Genomic DNA, 18,377 nt, shown 5'->3' on the forward strand with positions numbered 1-18,377 from the left:
ACTTGAGGTAACGAATGATGGATACTGAAAACTTAGGGCAACATATTTCTAAGCAGTTTAATCAGGACTTAGAAAATATTCGTGAAGAAGTTTTAGCGATGGGTGGCCTAGTTGAAGAGCAATTAACCAAAGCATTAGAAGCATTAAATCAGCATGACGTTGAGCTAGCTGAAGAAGTTATTGCGAATGACGACAAGGTAAATGATTTCGAGATTAATATTGATGAAGCTTGTGTCAAAATCTTGGCAAAACGTCAACCAGCAGCGAGTGACTTGCGCTTGGTTTCAACCGTGCTCAAGACGATTACCGATTTAGAGCGAGTCGGTGATGAAGCCGAAAAAATTGCACGTATGGCTGTTGATATTGCTGAGACTAAAGTAAGCTCACCGCTTAATGGTAAGTTACACTATGGTGCGTTACAACATTTAGGTAGCTTGGTGAAAACCATGTTGCATGAGGCTTTGGATTCATTTGCAAGAATGGATACAGAGTCTGCGGTAAAAGTCGCTAAAAAAGATAAAAAAGCGGATGAAGAGTATGATGCTATTTCACGTCAACTCATGACCTATATGATGGAAGAACCACGTAGCATTTCACAAGTGCTGGATTTTTTGTGGGCCGCGCGTGCGCTGGAGCGTATTGGTGATCACGCTCACAATATTTGTGAGTACATTGTCTATTTAGTTCAAGGTCAAGACGTTCGCCACTTGACTTGGGATGAAATCCATAGACTGGTAAAAAAACGTAACTAACTGGTAATGGCCTGAAACTAAGGCTATTATCCGTGTAAAAAGGAGTCTATACAGTTAATGAGTGCCAATATTCTCATATTAGAAGATGAGCGAGACATCCGTGAGATGTTAGCGTTCTGCATGTCGCAAGCCGGTTATGAGGTTGAGCAAGCGGCAACCGCTGAGCGTGTGTTCGGCTTAATAAAGGATGGCTACAAGCCTGACTTGTTTTTAGTGGACTGGATGTTGCCAGGAGCTTCCGGCATTGAGCTGACTAAAAAGCTTAAGAAAGACCCAGATATGCAGTCTGTGCCAGTGATCATGTTGACTGCGCGCGGTGAAGAAGATGATCGTGTTCAGGGCTTAGAAGTTGGAGCCGATGATTATGTGGTGAAACCTTTTTCACCACGTGAGTTGCTGGCGCGAGTCCAAGCCGTACTGCGTCGGAGCGGTTTAGTTGCGCAGGCGAGCGAACAGTTATCGCATGGCGCTATTCAGATTGATACTGCGAGTCACCGAGTTTTGATCAGTGGCAAGGAAGTTCACCTAGGACCGACAGAGTATAAGATCCTACATTTCTTTATGAGTAATCCTGAGCGTGTATTTTCTCGGGGTCAGTTGTTGGACTCGGTGTGGGGACAACAAGTGGTGGTGGAGGAAAGAACGGTGGATGTTCATATTCGACGCTTGCGCAAAGCGCTGGCAGATTATTCTGTCGAAAATTATGTTCAGACTGTTCGAGGTTCTGGTTACCGGTTCTCCAGCAAATAAGGTAGTAGCCCATGTGGACTAACCGTTATTGGCAAGCAGAGTTTTGGACATTAGCTTTCATCATTGTCGTCATGGGCTTGATTGGATCATTATTCGATCGAGCCGCTGCATGTATTGCAGTCATTATCTTTGGCTACCTTGTGTGGAACCTAATACAGCTCTCTCGACTGTATAAATGGTTAGTCAAGTCTCGGGCTCTATACCCGCCATCGGCTCCAGGTATCTGGGGTGAAATCTTTAATCACCTTTATGTGTTGCAGCGCAAAAACCGTAAAGAACTGAAGAAACTCAAAGGAATCATTTCTGAGTTTAGAGCTTCCACCTCAGCTTTAAGGGAGGGCGCTCTGATTATTAGTAACCAAGGTGAAATACGTTGGTTTAATAAAGCGTCAGAAAAGCTCCTAGGACTTAAAGCTAGCACTGATATCGGACAACGTCTGTTTAATCTTTTGCGTCACCCGAGTTTCATTGAGTATGAGCAAGCGCGTGACTATGAAAAACCCTTAACGATACATTCGCCAGCCGATGAAAGCTTAATTCTTAATATCCACATTACGCCATACAACAATGATCAGCGTTTAGTGATGATTCGTGATGTGACTGAGCGGTATCGCTTGGAACGAGTACGGCAAGATTTTGTGGCGAATGTTTCGCATGAGCTTAGAACTCCGTTGACTGTGATCAATGGTTATTTAGAAGTGCTCGATCCTGATATGTATCCTGAGTTGTCTAAAGTCGAAAAGCCGTTACAGATGATGCGTCAACAAGCCTTAAACATGGGGCATTTAGTCGATGACTTGCTATTGTTGTCTCGACTGGATGCTAAGGAACCGTCTTTAGGCGGAAAGCCACAGCTGATTGATATAAACATTATGTTGGATAGCATTTGTGCCGAGGCGAGGGTATTAAGTGGCGAGAAGAGTCAAACCATTCTTTTTCACTCTCATAGCAGTGCGACTCTTACCGGTTCTGAAAAACAATTGCGCAGCGCTTTTTCTAACTTGGTGTTTAATGCCGTTCGGTACACGCAACAAGAGGGACGTATTGATATTTTCTGGAAAGAAACGCAGAACCACCTTGTGATGACCGTCAAAGATAATGGCCCAGGCATTGAGCAGGAGCACATCCCACGACTGACGGAACGGTTCTATCGGGTAGATTCCGGCCGTAACCGCTCGCAAGGCGGTACTGGCTTAGGTCTCGCTATCGTGAAGCATGTTCTAGAAATGCATGACGGCTATTTGGAAGTTGATAGTACGGTAGGTAAAGGTAGTGAGTTTAGTTGCTACTTCCCGAAGTCGTCATAATTCGCTCAATTAACTCTTGAGCTTGACCCTGGCGTTCCGGTCATGGAAATCCCTTCATGTTGTTTATGACACCGCATTATTCTCAGAATATATAACCTAAAGCAATTAAGTTTTTGATATTGTTGATATTTAATCCTGCGTGCAAACTGTTTCAATGATTCCCCTAAAGCAAATCCGGCTTGTCATAAAAGCGTCATACTGCAGTCACAAGGCTTTAACATTCCAGCACCATAATGACAGCGTCTGTTAATCATACTCACTTGGAGAATTCTAATGAATTTGTTCAAAAAAGTTGCCCTAGCGGCAGCCGTTTCAACTTTTTCAATCGGCGCAATGGCTGAAGCGAAAGTTGATCAAAATTTACCTACTTATAAAAAAACAAGCGGTATCTCTGGTAACCTTTCAAGCGTTGGCTCTGACACTTTAGCTAACTTGATGACTCTTTGGGCTGAAGAGTTCAAGCGTCAATACCCAAACGTTAATATTCAAATTCAAGCAGCGGGTTCTTCTACTGCACCGCCTGCATTAACGGAAGGTACTTCTAACTTCGGTCCTATGAGTCGCATGATGAAGGACAAAGAGCTGGAAGCTTTCGAAAAGAAGCACGGTTACAAGCCTACTCCAGTTGCGGTTGCTATTGATGCACTGGCAGTTTACGTACATAAAGACAACCCAATTGAAGGGTTAACTATCGCACAAGTTGATTCAATCTTCTCTTCAACTCGTAAATGTGGTGCTGATAGCGATCTTTCCAACTGGAGCGATTTAGGTGTTGATGGCTTAGGCGATGTCCAAATTTATGGCCGAAACTCGGTGTCTGGTACTTACGGTTACTTCAAGAAAAAAGCACTGTGTAAAGGTGACTTCAAAAATTCTGTCAACGAGCAACCAGGTTCTGCATCAGTGGTTCAGTCAGTGAGCTTGTCTAAAAATGGTATCGGTTACTCAGGTATCGGCTACAAGACGTCTGGCGTTAAAGCGGTTCCATTAACCAAGAAAAACGATACTAACTTTGTAGAAGCGACTCCTGAGAATGCAATCTCAGGTGATTACCCGCTTGGTCGTCAACTTTTCGTTTATGTGAACAAACACCCTAACAAGCCTCTTTCTCCAATCGAGCTGGAGTTCTTGAAAATGGTTCTATCAAAAGTAGGTCAAGAAGTCGTGGTTAAAGATGGCTACATCCCACTACCTGCTAAAGTTGCTGAAATGCAATTGAAGAAGCTTTCAAAATAAGTCATATTTCTACCCCTTAGTAACACTTTAACCGGCTGCCTGAAAAGGTTAGCCGGTTTTTTTATGGTGGTCTTTGTTAACTCTTGCTGGCTCTCTGATAGAATATCAAAGCATATAGTAATGAGGCTTTGATGATTACCCTAAACTCTTCTCCCATTCACGCTGTTAGCTGGAAGCTAGCTGATGACAGGTCCGTGCGCATCGATATAAAGCGCGATGATCTCCTTCACCCCGTTATTTCGGGGAATAAATGGCGCAAGTTGAAGCATTTAATCAGTGATGCTCAACAGAAAGGCTGTCTTGAGCTTATTTCCATGGGGGGCAACTGGTCAAATCATCTTCACGCGCTGGCTTATGCTGGCTTTAGCATGGGGTTAAAGACACGGGCTCTCGTCAGGGCGCATCCCGATCAAGCATTAACACCGACGTTACTCGACTGCAAAAAATGGGGCATGGTGCTGGAGTTTACTGATCGAAAAACTTATGCCGAATTGCGGCAAAAGATCAGTTGGGACTCTTTTGACTCTGAATATCCTGGTAGCTACTGGTTCAGCGAAGGTGGATTCAGCTCTTTAGCGATACAAGGGGTTGAAGATATGAAAGCAGAAGTTGACTGCAAGTATGATTATATTTTTGCTGGGTGTGGCTCTGGGGCTACTGTGTGTGGTTTAGCGAGAGCTTTTCCAGAGAGTTATGTTGTTGGTGTTGCCGCATTTTCCGGCGCCGATTACTTAAAAGAAACGCTGAGTCAGCATCTCAAGCAAGCTGGTCGTAAGGCAGAGAACTGGGCCATTGATACGAAGCATCACTGCGGCGGTTTCGCAAAATCCTCTGAAGAGCTTGAGACATTGATAGAAGAGCTTGAGTTGTTTAATTCATTCAAGCTAGACCCCATTTATAATGGGAAGACGTTTTTAGCGCTTAATAGCTGGTTATGTTCGGCAACGATCCCTAGTGGCAGTCGAGTGCTAGTTATTCATACTGGTGGTTTGCAAGGCGCTAGAAAAACCTAATTTAATAAAAAAAGCCCACTGACGCGGGCTCCTATATGCGAACTAGCAACTAATCTTTTTTCAATAAATCGCGAATCTCAGCCAATAGCACTTCTTCGTTTGTCGGTTTAGGAGGCTCTGCTGGCTTCGCTTCTTCTTTTTTCTTCATGCGGTTCATGCCTTTAACCACCATAAAGATAGCGAAGGCGATAATGATGAAGTCTAACGCTGTCTGAATGAAGCTACCATAGTTAATAGTGACCGCTGCTTCTTCGCCAACAGCTTCTTGCAATGTAAAGGCAAGGTCGGAGAAATCGACACCGCCGATCAACATGCCAATGGGTGGCATTAAGATGTCGTTTACGAAAGAACTGACAATTTTACCAAAGGCAGCGCCGATCACGATGCCCACTGCCATATCTACCACGTTTCCTTTCATGGCGAATTTTTTGAATTCACTCATCATACCCATAAAATGTCCCCTGTATTAGTTAAGGTTATTATTGTGTTTTAGCCGATAGGTCAAAACTATTTATTAATACCACAGGTGTGAGGAGTAGGGGAGAGTAAAGGTTTTGATTTACCACTAATTTTACATTCTTCTATGATATGATAACTTTTTTTGCTGAAATGAGGGTGCCATGAGAAGCGGCCAACAGTGGATAGCTGAATACAGTGAAAGCCATAGAAATCCTACCAATAAACTATTGCATTGGGTTTGTGTACCAGCCATTATGTGGACGGTATTGGCTTTACTTTGGTCGATTCCTGTACCTGAAGCGCTGCAATTTCATCCGTGGGCTAATTGGGCAACCTTGTTCGTGGTCGTAGCGCAATTGTTCTATCTCACCTTTGGTGTCGCTATCTTCGTGACCATGCTGCTGGTTAGTATTGGCATGCTATGGTTTACAGCGTGGCTAGAACAAATAGCACCATTTGCCTTGTGGCAAATAGCTTTAGTGGTGTTCGTTATTGCTTGGATAGGGCAATTTATTGGACATCATATTGAGGGTAAGAAACCTTCATTTTTTAAAGATTTATTGTTTTTATTAGTGGGGCCTGCGTGGGAAGCCAATTACTTCTTGCGTAAAATCCACATAATTACTTAATATTTATAACTTTCAACTCGCTTGCAATTTTGGGGATTGACTCATGGCAGTATCCGAAACTACTGAGACAGTAGCACTGATTCAGTCTGATGCCGTAGCCTTTGGCTTGATTATGGCGGTATTAGGACTTATTTTTTACACATCAAGCCGTCAACACGGTTTTTGGCATAAATTTTATAAACATATTCCGGCGCTATTGTTGTGTTATTTCGTGCCTGGAGCTTTAAATTCGTTAGGATTTTTCACGGCTGATGCTGGTGATAATATTTACCATATTTCATCACGTTACTTGCTTCCTGCCAGTTTATTCTTATTAACCTTAAGCATTGATCTTAAAAAGATTTTTGGCCTCGGCTGGCGCGCATTAGCGATGTTCTTCACAGCAACGGTTGGTATTATTATCGGTGGCCCATTAGCGATATGGTTATTCCATGTAATTAGCCCAGAGTGGGTGGCAGGTGATGTATGGAAAGGTATGTCGACGGTTGCCGGTAGCTGGATTGGTGGTGGAGCAAATCAGGCTGCGATGAAAGAGCTGTATAACGTTGAAGAAAGCTTATTCGGCACCATGATCGCGGTAGACGTACTGGTTGCTGAGATTTGGATGATTGGCCTTCTTATTATGGCTAAAAAATCAGACGGCATGGATAAAATGCTGGGTGCTGATAATTCAAAAATCGAAGATCTAAAGCGTACCGTAGAAAAGTATACTCGTGAGAACGAGCGCGTTTCGCATTTAAACGACTACATGATTATCCTAGGTATTGCCTTTGCAGTAGTTGGTTTAGGTCACTTAGTGGGTAGCTGGTTAGGGCCTTTCTTTGCTCAGTTCGATTGGGCTAAAGAATACAGCCTGGATAGCCACTTCTTATGGTTAATCCTGACGGCGACCTTTGCTGGAATTGGTTTGTCCTTCACACGTACGCGTGAATACGAGCATGCGGGTGCCTCAAAGATTGGCTCTGTCTTTATCTACGTGCTAGTTGCCAGTATCGGTATGAAAATGAATCTTGGCGAAATTTACCACAACTGGCAGCTATTCTTTGTCGGTGCGGTATGGATGCTGATTCATATTATTCTACTGTTCGCAGTAGCCAAAGCGATTAAAGCGCCAGCGTTCTTCATTGCTGTGGGTAGTAAGGCAAACGTTGGTGGCGCAGCTTCAGCGCCAGTGGTTGCAGCTGCATTCCACCCATCACTCGCGCCGGTTGGTGTTTTATTAGCGATTCTTGGTTATGCGGTGGGTACTTTCGGTGCTTATCTTACCGCCGAAATGATGCGTATGGTTGTTGCTGGGTAAGCCTTTAACAATCAAAGGTGTTAAAAAAAGCGGCCCTTGGGCCGCTTTTTAGTATCTTGATAAAAAATTATTGCTTTGGTAAAAAGTTCTCAGCAATCATGCAGCGGGCGCTACCGCCACCAACCGTTTCAATGGTGTGGATATCGCACGCTATAAGCTTACCATGGGCTGCTAGCTGTTGACGCTGTTCTTTGGTAAAGCCGTGGTAGGCGGATTCTGATAGTACTATTAAAGGCTCATTCCTGAGGTTTCGCAGTTGAATTAAGTTAGCGCAGAAGCTTTTTTCAGCCTGCTCTAGGCTAATGTCGATGATTTGTTTTTGATCTTGCTTTAAGTGATTTTCAACGGTTGCTCTTTGCTGAGGATCTTTAATCGAATCGAGACAAATAACAGCAAACTGCTCACCCACGCTCATCATGACATTGGTATGGTAAAAAGGTTTGCCTTTACTGCTAGAGCTGTTAAATGAAACCGTCTCGTAGCCACGTTCTTGGTTATAGGATGTCAGTAAATGAGCATCGCAACGCTCCGAAAGGGCTGCATAAGTTTTTGTATGGCGATGATCAAAAATCATAGCTCCAGTGCCTTCCAAAAACGCACTGTCAGAATCTTGTTTATGATTAATAGCTGTAATTTGATACCCGTTGTGGATAAGCAGCTTCTTTAGAGCCTCCGGGCGTGCTTCCGCACGGCGATTGGGGGTTTTCATCGGGAATATATCGATCTCACCATTGTGGCGTGTACAAAACCAATTATTAGGGAATACCGCATCAGGCATTTCAGTATCACCGTGATGCTTATTGAGCAGCAATACCTCAATATGGTTGTCCCGAAGTTGATTAACCATAAGCGTAAATTCTTCGAGGGCGCTTTCTTTGACTACATAGTGCGGTTGATCAATTTTATGTTGAAATTCATTATCTTGGGCCGTTTCTTGGTTAAAGCAAAAGTCGACCGGTGGAACCATGATAATAGAGCTAGTGGTATGAGACATAGGACGCGGAAATTGTCAGACGTGGCGCTAAGATAAAAAAAAGGCTTGCAATGTGCAAGCCGTATATTAGCAATCTGCGGGTCATTAGGACCAAATGGGGGTAGGTATATAAAATATGTCCCGCTCGCTAACCAAAGGAGTCAGTCTATGAAACTAAACAATTACCAACTTGTCAGAAGTAAGTCTCTGACTGGAATAAGCAGGGCTTATCCCTTAAAACCAACAGTGTTAATTTATTTAATCATTAAAAAAATTAACAAAGTGTTTGCCTTTTGATAAGAGACTTTGACAAAATAGACGCATCTGGCCGATATTTGTCTAGACCAAGCCATCCTTAAAAGTTGGTTTGGTATTGCCCCTCAAGGCAGGTCAAATAATAAACAGTAGTACGACCAGATTCAAACGATATATTTTCATGGTTTAGATTAGAAAAATTAATGATAAGGAGCGGTGATGCCTAGACGGTTACCTCCACTGAATAGCCTAAGAGCTTTTGAGGCTGCTGCGCGCCATTTAAGTTTTACAAAAGCGGCTGAGGAATTATTTGTTACTCAGGCTGCAATTAGCCACCAAATCAAGGCTTTAGAAGACTATCTTGGTGTTGAATTGTTTATCCGAAGGAACCGGAAGCTTTTATTGACTGACGAAGGTCAGCTTTATTGGCCTAAGATTCGTGATATTTTCGAGAAATTGGTTAATGCTACTGAGCAAGTGAAGGCTCAAGGTGCAACAGGATCATTGACCGTTAGCGTCATTCCAACATTTGCAACTTTATGGCTTGTTCCCCGCTTGGCTGAATTTAGTCAGCAGTATCCAGAAATTGATGTCCGCATCAAAGCATCTGATACTGAGGTGGACTTTGTTCGTGAAGATGTTGATATCGCGGTTTACTACGGTAAAGGTGAATATGCTGGTTTGCATTGTGACCAATTATTCCAAGAGCACCTGACTCCGGTATGCTCGCCTGCTCTTGCAGAGTCAGGAACCTTGAATAGTCCGCAAGATTTGGCCAATCATACCTTGTTGCACGATGCGACCACGGATGAATGGCGAACTTGGATCAAGCATGCCGAGGTGCAGGGTGTTAATCCAGACCAAGGTCCTGTGTTCAGCCACTCTGGAATGGTGCTACAAGCTGCTCGTCACGGCCAAGGGGTTGCTATGGGACATAGTGTCTTGTCACAGATGGACTTAGATACTGCTCGATTGGTCGCTCCGTTTGATATTGTTGTGGATAGTGGTCATTCCTATGACTTAGTGTGTCCTGAAAATTCACATGACCGACCTAAAATTGTTGCTTTCAGAGAGTGGTTACTATCGAAAGTTAACGAAGACGTAGATGATGAAGTACTGTATTAAACGTCAATACTCAATCATGAACAGTTAAAAAAGGCGCTATTAACAGCGCCTTTTTTTATACCTACCAGATTTTATAACCGTTAAGCATCGCTTGAGTTAAAGTAGTCGCGCGTACCGTGTGCATTAACGGCTTCACCAATACGACGGAATGCTAAGGTATAAGCGGCATTACGCATGCTACGATTTTCGTTTTGAGACAAGTCCCATACTTCATTAAAGCTCTTTGACATAATGTCGCCAAGCCGTTGATGTACGGTTTCGAGATCCCACGCGTAACCCGAACGGTTTTGCACCCACTCAAAGTATGAGACAGTCACGCCACCTGCGTTAGCAAGAACATCTGGCACCACGTGAATTTCGCGTTCGTGAAGGATTGCGTCGACATCACTCAGCACAGGACCATTAGCAACTTCAACAATATAGTTCGCTTTAACCTTGTCGACATTGTGTGTTCCAATGACGCCATCCAACGCTGCTGGAATTAGAATATCAACATCAAGCTCTAGCAACTCTTCATTAGAAATGCTGCTATGTTCAACTTGCTCACAAACAGACTGTGTGCAGTAAACCGCTTTGACTTGGCGCGAGCGTTGCTTTTCTTTATAAATACTCGGTACGTCAAAGCCACTATCCGAGTAAATACCACCACGGGAGTCGCTAATGGCGACAATGTTATAACCGCGCTCATGTAACAAGCGAGCAGCGTGATAGCCACCGTTACCAAATCCTTGAACCGCAACTCTAATATCGGAAGGGTTCCAGCCATGCTTTTTCTCAAGCTCAAGAATGCATAGATAAGCACCACGCCCAGTGGCATCATCACGGCCAACGCTTCCGCCGAGACTAATGGGTTTTCCTGTGATAACACCGGGAGCTTTTTGACGAGTGATGTGTTCGTACTCATCCATCATCCAGCCCATGATACGTTCATTGGTATAAACATCTGGCGCAGGGATATCGCGATCAGGACTGATGATGTCAGCCATCTGGCGAACGTAGGAACGTGATAACCGCTCAAGCTCCATGCGTGATAGTTTTTTTGGATTGACGGTGATACCGCCTTTACCGCCACCATAAGGTAGGCCAACAACGGCACACTTAATCGTCATCCACAGTGCTAATGCTTGCACTTCAGACTGATTAACTTCTGGGTGATAACGAATGCCACCCTTGGTCGGACCTAATGCATTGTTGTAACGGCAACGGTAGGCCGTAAAATATTGAGTAGAGCCGTCATCCATACGTACTGGCAATGATGCAGTCATGGTACGCATTGGATGCATTAAGCTTTCAATAACTTCAGCGTTAACACCAGCACTTTCACCAATTTCACGAACACGCGCTAACGCATCCTGATAAATTTGTTCGGACATGAGGTATTCCTTGTTCAGTGTTTGCGAATAGTGGACACGGTTATAACACGTGCCGAAACGAATATAAAATAAGTGAAAAGCAAATAGTTCTGGTCGGAGCAATCAATATTCGTTATAACAAAGGCAAATCAGTCGATACGGAAGTGAGTATGAGTCAACTGAAGAACAAAACAGTTTGGATTACTGGAGCGTCCTCCGGAATTGGTGAGGCGCTGTCTTATGAGCTAGCTTCGCAGGGCGCTAACCTTATCCTGTCAGCGCGACGAGAAGATGAGTTAGTGCGAGTACGTAACGCTTGCCAAAACAGTCAGCGTCATAAGATTGTGGCGCTTGATCTTGCTGACAGTGATCGTTTTGATGCAGTTGTGGAGCAGGTTTGGCAAGATGTTTCCGCGGTGGATCTACTCATTAACAATGCCGGTTTAAGCCAACGAGCGTTAGCCTTAGAGACGTCTCTAGATGTGCATCGAAAGATCATGGAAGTGAATTACTTTGGTACAGTCGCGTTAACTCAGGCGTTGTTACCTCATTTGTTATTACAGGGAAGTGGCGGAGTAATTACAGTGAGTTCTTTGGTAGGAAAATTTACGACGCCTCTACGCTCTGCTTATTCTGCATCTAAACATGCAATTACCGCTTATATGGACAGCTTGCGAGCTGAACTGCATGGAAAGGGCGTTCAGTTTACGACCATTTACCCAGGCTTTATTCGGACTAACTTAACCTATAAAGCGTTACTAGGTGATGGTTCAGAGCAAAACACAATGGACAGAGCACAAGAAGAGGGGATGTCACCAGAGCAGTGTGCCAAGAAAATTATTAAGGCTTACGAGCGGGGCAAAACTGAAGCTTATATCGGGGGCAGGGAGACTCATGCCGTATTACTAAAACGGCTATTCCCGAAAATCTTTGCACGAATCGTGCGAAAAGCCAAAGTAACATAGCTTGTAAAAGAGAGAATTGGCTAAAAAACTTTAAATATGAACTCGGCCTTTTTGTTTCACTTTGCCTTTCACTAAGATTTCATCAGCCTGTTCAATCAGAGCTTCAGCGGTGATAGGTTCATCTGGGTGAGTAGTTACGCCGCCGATCGTAACCGCTACAAACAACGGCTCTTTATCGCCATTGATCACAGGTTTTTCAGTAATGCTGGTATGGACTCTTTTCAAAAATTGAGCGGCATCTTGCTCGCCCGAAACTTGTGCGGCGATAATAAATTCATCGCCGCCATACCGACCCAGTAAATCAAATTCTCGCAAAGCGTCATGTGTTCGAGTGGCCACTGCTCTTAGAATATTATCACCCATAATATGATTATATTTGTCATTAATCAGTTTAAAGTTATCTAAATCCAGTAACGCTAAAACTAAGGTGTTCTCGGAGCGATGGATGCGATGTAACTCTTCATTTAAACGCTCAATGAAAGCTGAGCGACGCAGACAGTTGGTTAAATAGTCATAAGTCGCATTGTGATAATAGAGCCAATGCTTATGGATTAATATTAAGGTTAATACAATAAAAATTCCAATTAAAAAGACCGGCGATAGTAACCCCTCGAGCTCACTCATGAAGGCCGGAAGGACTTGAATATCCACTAAAATATCGAAGAGTACCGCAACTAAAAATGCTACCAATGACCAAGCCATTAACTTGGCATAAGGTAACTTTTCCGTAATAGCGCGATAAAACAGGTACAGATAAAAAGGTATCAAAACAAAAACACTAACGGCTTGAAGTAGATGCACAAGATGATAGATATGATCAAGGTTAATAAAGAGTGCTACTAAGCAATAGAGCGCCAAGAAACTCAGCAGAGGAACCTTAAACCAGTTTGTAACACGATGCTTAAAGAAGGATGTCATAAACATAAAAAATAACACGGTAAGTACGCCAAACAACACAATGTTGGCTCTAAAGATGATGTTAAGATTTATGCCGGAAACAAATGCAAAGTGTGAGTAGGTTAAAATATAAATTGCTTCAAAAACACAGAATAGACCAAACCATAAATGATCACGACTTTGTGGTTGTGCTGCAAAATAGAATCCTTGAACGGCAGCGATAATCAGCATAATCCCTACATAGAGCATCAGTAAGCCTTCGGAAGCAACCTGTTCATCGGTAATCGCTTGTGAGCTTTTTATTACGGGAGCACCACTACTTAAGCCGCCTTGACGAGCGTGGTTATAGACGCTAATGACTAATTCATTGTTTGCACTATCTCCAAATTTAAGTGCAGAGTTGGGCAAATGGTAACTACGCGAATACAGCGTTGCCTTTTCAAAGTTTGGTGGAAACTGCCCCGTTTGTCCGATCTGCTTGCCATTTAGAAAAATCTTGTCGGCATCTCGTAAGTGGGGGATATAAAGAGTTAAAGGCGTGTTTTGGTAAGCTTTGTCTACGGTGAAATCAGTTTTGTATATGGCAAAGCCATTAAAGTTATCGAAGCTGTGCTCTATAGAGGCGACGCTATCTTGAGTTTCACATTCAACACTTCGCTGGGACTCATCTTTTACACATAGGGTCCAGTAATCATTAAGCTCTATGTGAGGTGTTACTGAGTTGGGTGTTGCTGGAATTGAGCTAGCAGTAAGCCTATCAGCGCTAAGAAGGCTGAGAATACAAATTGATAGGGTAAACAGTACACGGTAAATAACACGCCCTCCTATTGGCATACTAAGTCAATCCCTTAAGCTTTGCAAAACCTTTGCAAGTTGTTTATTTCAGTCAATATTTTTGTAATGAGCTTTTTGATTCAAATGAACTGAAAAAAGGGGGAGCTTTATCCTCCCCCTAGCTTGTAAGCAGATCTGCAACAGAATTATTTCTGTTTCATGCTTTCGTCACGAATACTTCTAAACTCCGTACCTTCATACCAGTTCGGGAAGGCTTCTGAGTTACTTAATAAGTAACCTGCTTCGAAGAAAATTTTGATATCGTCAAGCGCTGCTTGCCATACCCAGTCTTCATGGTATTCGTCGCATAATGAGTGATAACATTCGCCACGCATCTTAGACCACTTATCGGCAGCATCTTTGTCAGCATCATCACGGAACTCAGTACCGCCGCCGCCATAGACAGCTGGAACACCAAACTTAGCAAGGCTGAAGTGATCTGAGCGATAATAACCACCACGCTCTGGTGCGCTTTCAGGGCGTAGCTCACGACCCTGACGTTTAGCGGCTTGTTCAACATATGTCTCAACTTCTGACTTCGGGTAACCTACTACCGTGAAATCTTTCATACGGCCACTAACGTTCATGCTATCAATATTGAATGCACCAACGATTTGAGTCAGAGGTACCGTTGGGTTCGCTGCAAAGTACTTAGAACCTAATAGGCCTTGTTCTTCTGCAGTAACTGCAACAAACGTTACGCTGCGATCGGGTGCTTCTGGAAGCTGTTTGAACGCTTGCGCAATACTGATGATACCTGCAGTACCAGTAGCATTATCGATTGCGCCATTATAAATATGGTCGCCCTCCATGCCATCACGAGAACCAAGGTGATCCCAGTGCGCCATGTAAATCACATGCTCGTCTGGGCGTTTCTTGCCAGGAATAGTTGCGATGACATTCGCTGATTGCGACTCTTGGATAGTGTTTTTAATATCAACTGAGGCTTTGCTGTCCAACGGCACGGGTTTGAAGTCTTTACTAAGCGCATCTTTTTGTAGCTTAGCAAGATCTAGGCCTGACTGTTTGAATAAACTATGAGCCTGATCTAGGGTAATCCACATCTCAGCATCAAGCTTTGGCGTGTTGCCAGTACTTGGTAAGTGGTATTGAGGACCTGACCAACTGCTTGAAACCACGTTCCAACCGTAAGAGGCAGGGGCTGTATCATGAATGATGATGGCGCCAGCAGCACCTTGACGTGCAGCTTCTTCATACTTGTAAGTCCAACGACCGTAGTAAGTCATGGCTTTACCTTGGAAAATACCTGCGTCCGGTTGTGCAAAACCTGGGTCGTTGATTAGAATGACCGCTGTTTTGCCTTCCATATCAACACCTTCGTAGTCATTCCAGTCATATTCTGGAGCAACCACACCATAACCGACATAGACTAAGTCCGAGTCTTTTAGGCTGATAGATTCAACGGTTTGAGAGGTGCCAGCAACAAAATCTTGGCTGTACTCCAGTGTAGAGTCACCTAACTGAAGTGTCATATCAGCATCAGCTTCGATACTGATCAAAGGCACTTGTTGGAAGTAACTGTCGCCGTTACCCGGTTCAGCGCCAACCGCTTTGAACTGCTCTTTAAGGTACTCAGAAGTCTTGCGACCCCCTTCAGTGGCTGGGCTACGACCTTCAAATTCATCGCTAGAAAGTGTTTTTACGCGATCTTTATAGATATCAAGATCAATGTTGTCGTAAGCCGTGAGGAAGTTGTTCTGGTGTTTACCAGCGTTGTTATCGATTGTGTTGCTCGACTGCTCTACCTTTGCTGGGGCTTTTTCAGCGACTGGTGCTTTGTCAGCGCTTGCTGAGTCATTATCGCTACAAGCCGTTAACAAAAGCGCAGCAATGGATAAACTCAAGGTTGTTTTTTTCATAATGCTACCTTTTAGTGATTTAGTGGGCTCATATTACCCATGGCGCGAAGGAATCTCAATGCTTAGAGACCTAAAGTCGTTCTTAGATTAGTGAGGGCTAATACTCTTTGTCAGTCAGGCTTCCTTTGACTTGACTGTGACAGCGATGGGGGTAAGCTTAGTACACTTTTGTTATGTGTGGAGTAGTTACGTGGTCATAAAACAATCAATTAAAAACTGGGTTGTAGCGACCGGTGTTGCAGTTGCGGTGTCATTCGCGGCGAGCCTAGAGGCTAAAGACACGGTCAAAACAGAATTAACCCTTGAGCAAGTGATGGCTGATCCAGATTGGATCGGTAATGCACCTGAGTCACCTTATTGGGCCGATGATGGACAATCAATTTATTATCATCAGAAAGTTAAAGGTCATAACGAAAGAAAGTTATGGCAAGTCGACTTAGCGGCAAATGATCTGCGTGCGATCACTGATGAAGCGTTATTCGAAGTAGACAGCCGCAGTGGTGAAATCAGCCCTAACAAAAAGCTGAAAGTCTATAACTTGCGTGGAGACTTATACGTTAAATACTTGGATTCAGGTGATGTTCGTCAGCTGACCAAAACACACGCAAACGAAGGCCGTCCGCAGTTTATTGGTAACGATACGGTTGCTTACCGCGATGGTAACTCTTACTACACCATCGACTTATCATCTGGCTTGGTCTCGCAGTTGGTTGATATCCGTCTAAAAGATGACCCCAATAAAGAAAAAGAGCCTGGCTATTTAGAAAAGCAGCAAACGCGCTATTTTGATTATATTCGTACGCAACAGGAGGAGCGCGACTATAGTAAGCAACGTCAAAAAGACATTGCCGCGAGTAGCTCTCGTTCGGTTAGTGACCCTTGGTATTTAGGTAAAAAAGACATTCATACTCTGAGTTTATCGCCAAATGGCAAATATGTGGTTGTCGGTACTTATGACAAGTCGGACAAAAAAGGCAAGAGTGACAACATGCCTCGCTTTGTGACTGAAGATGGCTACGTTAAGAACGAAGAAGTGCGCCCACTAGTGGGAACCTATACGCCACGCCATGAAAGTTTGTATTTGTTGGATTTAACCACAGGCGAAAAGTCAGAGCTGAAATATGACCGCTTACCTGAGCTGGATGACGATCCTCTAGCAGATATTAAACGAGCAACTGCGAAGCGTAACGGCAAGAAATATAAAGCGGATAAAGAGCCTCGTGGTGTCGCTGTTTTTGACTGGATTGCTAATGGCGGTATCGAGTGGAATGCTCGTGGCGACTCGGCGGTGATTATGTTGTATTCAGACGACAATAAAGACCGCTGGTTAGTAAGCGTGGATACTGATGATAAAGAGTTGAACACTGAGCATCATCTGCGTGACATGGCGTGGGTTAATGACTGGAACTTTAATGATTTTGGCTGGGTCGATAATGAAACTATCTACTTTACTGCTGAAGACACTGGTTATAGTCACCTATACGTTAAAGAGCTTGGTGATCGTCCTGATGCGCTAACCCAAGGCCGTTATGTGGTCGATAGTGTAAGCAAAGATCCTAACAGCGACTATCTTTATTACCGTGCGAATAAGAAACACCCTGGAATCTATGAGGTGTATCGCGTGAAAGCATCTGGTGGTGACTCAGAAGCGGTCACTAATTTGGGTGGGAAAAACGACTATGTATTATCACCAGACGGTCAGCAGTTAATTATCAGTCACTCTGAAGCATTAAGCCCTCCTGAGTTGTTTGTTACTTCAGTTTCTGGAGATGCTGCTAAGCAAGTAACATTTACCACCTCTGATAAATTCAAATCGTTTCCTTGGTCACAACCTGAATATGTCGAGATTCCTTCTCGTGAAGTGGATCAACCGATCTATGCACGCTTATATAAGCCAGCGGATTATGACGCTGAGCGAGCTGATAAATATCCTGCGGTGATCTTCATTCATGGTGCTGGCTATTTGCAGAATGCCCACCAAGGTTGGTCGGGTTACTTCCGCGAATTTATGTTCCACACCTTCTTGAACCAACAGGGTTATGTGGTGCTTGATATCGACTACCGTGGTTCAGCGGGTTATGGTCGAGACTGGAGAACAGCGATTTACCGTAAGATGGGGACGCCTGAAGTGGTGGACTTAATTGATGGTGCTAATTGGATGGAAGCTAACGCTAACATTGATCGCCAGAACGTCGGTATTTATGGCGGTTCATACGGTGGATTCTTAACCTTTATGGGCCTGTTCACAGCACCGGATGAGTTTGCCGCTGGTGCTTCATTACGTCCCGTGACAGACTGGGTTCATTATAACCATCCGTATACATCGAACATTTTAAATACGCCAGAGGTTGATCCTGTTGCTTATGAACGTAGTTCACCGATTGAGTTTGCAGAAGGTTTAAACAAACCATTACTTATTGCGCATGGTATGGTCGATGACAATGTGTTCTTCAAAGACACGGTACGTCTAGTGCAGCGTTTGATTGAGTTGGAAAAAACGGAATATTTTGAAACAGCGATTTATCCGATTGAGCCGCATGGCTTTAAAGAGCCGTCGAGCTGGTTAGATGAATACAAACGTATTTATTATTTGTTCGAAGAGAACTTGAAAGACTAGTCTTGTTGTTTTACATAGAGGTTAGCAATAAAA

15 protein-coding genes are annotated in these 18,377 nt (G+C 43.8%); 10 read left to right on the top strand and 5 right to left on the bottom strand.

Translation table 11 applies throughout. The features are described from left to right. The first annotated feature begins 14 nt into the window (after positions 1–14). The 5 genes from phoU (at position 15) to TQ33_RS02380 (ending at position 5,058) form a co-directional block, all read left to right on the top strand. Positions 15–752, top strand: coding sequence for a phosphate signaling complex protein PhoU (gene phoU / locus TQ33_RS02360; protein ID WP_046560650.1), 738 nt, complete (start codon positions 15–17; stop codon positions 750–752). Positions 753–809: 57 nt separating this feature from the next. Then, positions 810–1,502, top strand: coding sequence for a phosphate regulon transcriptional regulator PhoB (gene phoB, locus TQ33_RS02365; protein ID WP_046560651.1), 693 nt, complete (start codon positions 810–812; stop codon positions 1,500–1,502). Between the two features lie 11 nt (positions 1,503–1,513). Further along, entirely contained in the window at positions 1,514–2,809 is a 1,296-nt protein-coding gene (phoR, locus tag TQ33_RS02370) for a phosphate regulon sensor histidine kinase PhoR (protein WP_046560652.1), read from the top strand. A gap of 273 nt (positions 2,810–3,082) precedes the next feature. Continuing rightward, positions 3,083–4,045 (top strand): PstS family phosphate ABC transporter substrate-binding protein, encoded by a 963-nt coding sequence (locus TQ33_RS02375; protein ID WP_046560653.1) that lies wholly within the window; start codon positions 3,083–3,085, stop codon positions 4,043–4,045. A gap of 131 nt (positions 4,046–4,176) precedes the next feature. Continuing rightward, a complete protein-coding gene (locus tag TQ33_RS02380) occupies positions 4,177–5,058 on the top strand; it encodes a 1-aminocyclopropane-1-carboxylate deaminase/D-cysteine desulfhydrase (RefSeq protein ID WP_046560654.1) in 882 nt (293 codons plus the stop codon). A gap of 49 nt (positions 5,059–5,107) precedes the next feature. Here TQ33_RS02380 and mscL read toward each other — a convergent pair whose 3' ends face one another. Continuing rightward, a complete protein-coding gene (gene mscL, locus TQ33_RS02385; RefSeq protein ID WP_046560655.1) occupies positions 5,108–5,509 on the bottom strand; it encodes a large-conductance mechanosensitive channel protein MscL in 402 nt (133 codons plus the stop codon). 169 nt (positions 5,510–5,678) lie between these two features. On the opposite strand from mscL, the gene TQ33_RS02390 reads away from it, so the two are divergent. Next, positions 5,679–6,146, top strand: coding sequence for an Mpo1 family 2-hydroxy fatty acid dioxygenase (locus TQ33_RS02390; RefSeq protein ID WP_046560656.1), 468 nt, complete (start codon positions 5,679–5,681; stop codon positions 6,144–6,146). A 43-nt stretch (positions 6,147–6,189) separates the two neighbouring features. After that, entirely contained in the window at positions 6,190–7,446 is a 1,257-nt protein-coding gene (locus TQ33_RS02395; RefSeq protein WP_046560657.1) for a DUF819 family protein, read from the top strand. A gap of 67 nt (positions 7,447–7,513) precedes the next feature. Here the strand turns inward: TQ33_RS02395 and ctlX are convergent, their stop codons facing one another. Next, positions 7,514–8,440, bottom strand: coding sequence for a citrulline utilization hydrolase CtlX (gene ctlX, locus TQ33_RS02400; protein WP_046560658.1), 927 nt, complete (start codon positions 8,438–8,440; stop codon positions 7,514–7,516). A 453-nt stretch (positions 8,441–8,893) separates the two neighbouring features. Between ctlX and TQ33_RS02405 the strand changes: the two genes are divergently transcribed. Beyond that, positions 8,894–9,799 carry a transcriptional regulator GcvA gene (locus TQ33_RS02405; protein WP_046560659.1) on the top strand — a complete coding sequence of 302 codons (906 nt, stop codon included), beginning with the start codon at positions 8,894–8,896 and terminating at the stop codon, positions 9,797–9,799. Positions 9,800–9,879: 80 nt separating this feature from the next. Here the strand turns inward: TQ33_RS02405 and TQ33_RS02410 are convergent, their stop codons facing one another. Further along, a complete protein-coding gene (locus tag TQ33_RS02410; protein ID WP_046560660.1) occupies positions 9,880–11,172 on the bottom strand; it encodes a Glu/Leu/Phe/Val family dehydrogenase in 1,293 nt (430 codons plus the stop codon). Positions 11,173–11,321: 149 nt separating this feature from the next. On the opposite strand from TQ33_RS02410, the gene TQ33_RS02415 reads away from it, so the two are divergent. Then, positions 11,322–12,116 carry an SDR family oxidoreductase gene (locus tag TQ33_RS02415; protein ID WP_046562237.1) on the top strand — a complete coding sequence of 265 codons (795 nt, stop codon included), beginning with the start codon at positions 11,322–11,324 and terminating at the stop codon, positions 12,114–12,116. 30 nt (positions 12,117–12,146) lie between these two features. Here the strand turns inward: TQ33_RS02415 and TQ33_RS02420 are convergent, their stop codons facing one another. Continuing rightward, positions 12,147–13,847 carry a GGDEF domain-containing protein gene (locus TQ33_RS02420; RefSeq protein WP_046560661.1) on the bottom strand — a complete coding sequence of 567 codons (1,701 nt, stop codon included), beginning with the start codon at positions 13,845–13,847 and terminating at the stop codon, positions 12,147–12,149. Positions 13,848–13,993: 146 nt separating this feature from the next. Next, complete coding sequence (locus TQ33_RS02425) at positions 13,994–15,727, bottom strand: M28 family metallopeptidase (RefSeq protein ID WP_046560662.1); 1,734 nt, start codon at positions 15,725–15,727, stop codon at positions 13,994–13,996. A 190-nt stretch (positions 15,728–15,917) separates the two neighbouring features. Between TQ33_RS02425 and TQ33_RS02430 the strand changes: the two genes are divergently transcribed. Next, positions 15,918–18,344: a prolyl oligopeptidase family serine peptidase gene (locus TQ33_RS02430; RefSeq protein ID WP_228640329.1), complete on the top strand. Its 2,427-nt coding sequence runs from the start codon at positions 15,918–15,920 to the stop codon at positions 18,342–18,344. Positions 18,345–18,377: the final 33 nt, after the last annotated feature.

This window comes from Kangiella geojedonensis (assembly GCF_000981765.1).
GTDB lineage: Bacteria > Pseudomonadota > Gammaproteobacteria > Enterobacterales > Kangiellaceae > Kangiella > Kangiella geojedonensis.

Excerpts from the sequence above, each read along its gene's own strand:
- phoB (WP_046560651.1), top strand. The coding sequence starts at position 810 with ATGAGTGCCAATATTCTCATATTAGAAGATGAGCGAGACATCCGTGAG.
- TQ33_RS02390 (WP_046560656.1), top strand. The coding sequence starts at position 5,679 with ATGAGAAGCGGCCAACAGTGGATAGCTGAATACAGTGAAAGCCATAGA.
- TQ33_RS02415 (WP_046562237.1), top strand. The coding sequence starts at position 11,322 with ATGAGTCAACTGAAGAACAAAACAGTTTGGATTACTGGAGCGTCCTCC.
- TQ33_RS02395 (WP_046560657.1), top strand. The coding sequence starts at position 6,190 with ATGGCAGTATCCGAAACTACTGAGACAGTAGCACTGATTCAGTCTGAT.
- TQ33_RS02410 (WP_046560660.1), bottom strand. The coding sequence starts at position 11,172 with ATGTCCGAACAAATTTATCAGGATGCGTTAGCGCGTGTTCGTGAAATT.
- phoU (WP_046560650.1), top strand. The coding sequence starts at position 15 with ATGATGGATACTGAAAACTTAGGGCAACATATTTCTAAGCAGTTTAAT.
- TQ33_RS02375 (WP_046560653.1), top strand. The coding sequence starts at position 3,083 with ATGAATTTGTTCAAAAAAGTTGCCCTAGCGGCAGCCGTTTCAACTTTT.
- ctlX (WP_046560658.1), bottom strand. The coding sequence starts at position 8,440 with ATGTCTCATACCACTAGCTCTATTATCATGGTTCCACCGGTCGACTTT.
- mscL (WP_046560655.1), bottom strand. The coding sequence starts at position 5,509 with ATGGGTATGATGAGTGAATTCAAAAAATTCGCCATGAAAGGAAACGTG.
- TQ33_RS02425 (WP_046560662.1), bottom strand. The coding sequence starts at position 15,727 with ATGAAAAAAACAACCTTGAGTTTATCCATTGCTGCGCTTTTGTTAACG.
- TQ33_RS02380 (WP_046560654.1), top strand. The coding sequence starts at position 4,177 with ATGATTACCCTAAACTCTTCTCCCATTCACGCTGTTAGCTGGAAGCTA.
- TQ33_RS02420 (WP_046560661.1), bottom strand. The coding sequence starts at position 13,847 with ATGCCAATAGGAGGGCGTGTTATTTACCGTGTACTGTTTACCCTATCA.
- TQ33_RS02405 (WP_046560659.1), top strand. The coding sequence starts at position 8,894 with ATGCCTAGACGGTTACCTCCACTGAATAGCCTAAGAGCTTTTGAGGCT.
- phoR (WP_046560652.1), top strand. The coding sequence starts at position 1,514 with ATGTGGACTAACCGTTATTGGCAAGCAGAGTTTTGGACATTAGCTTTC.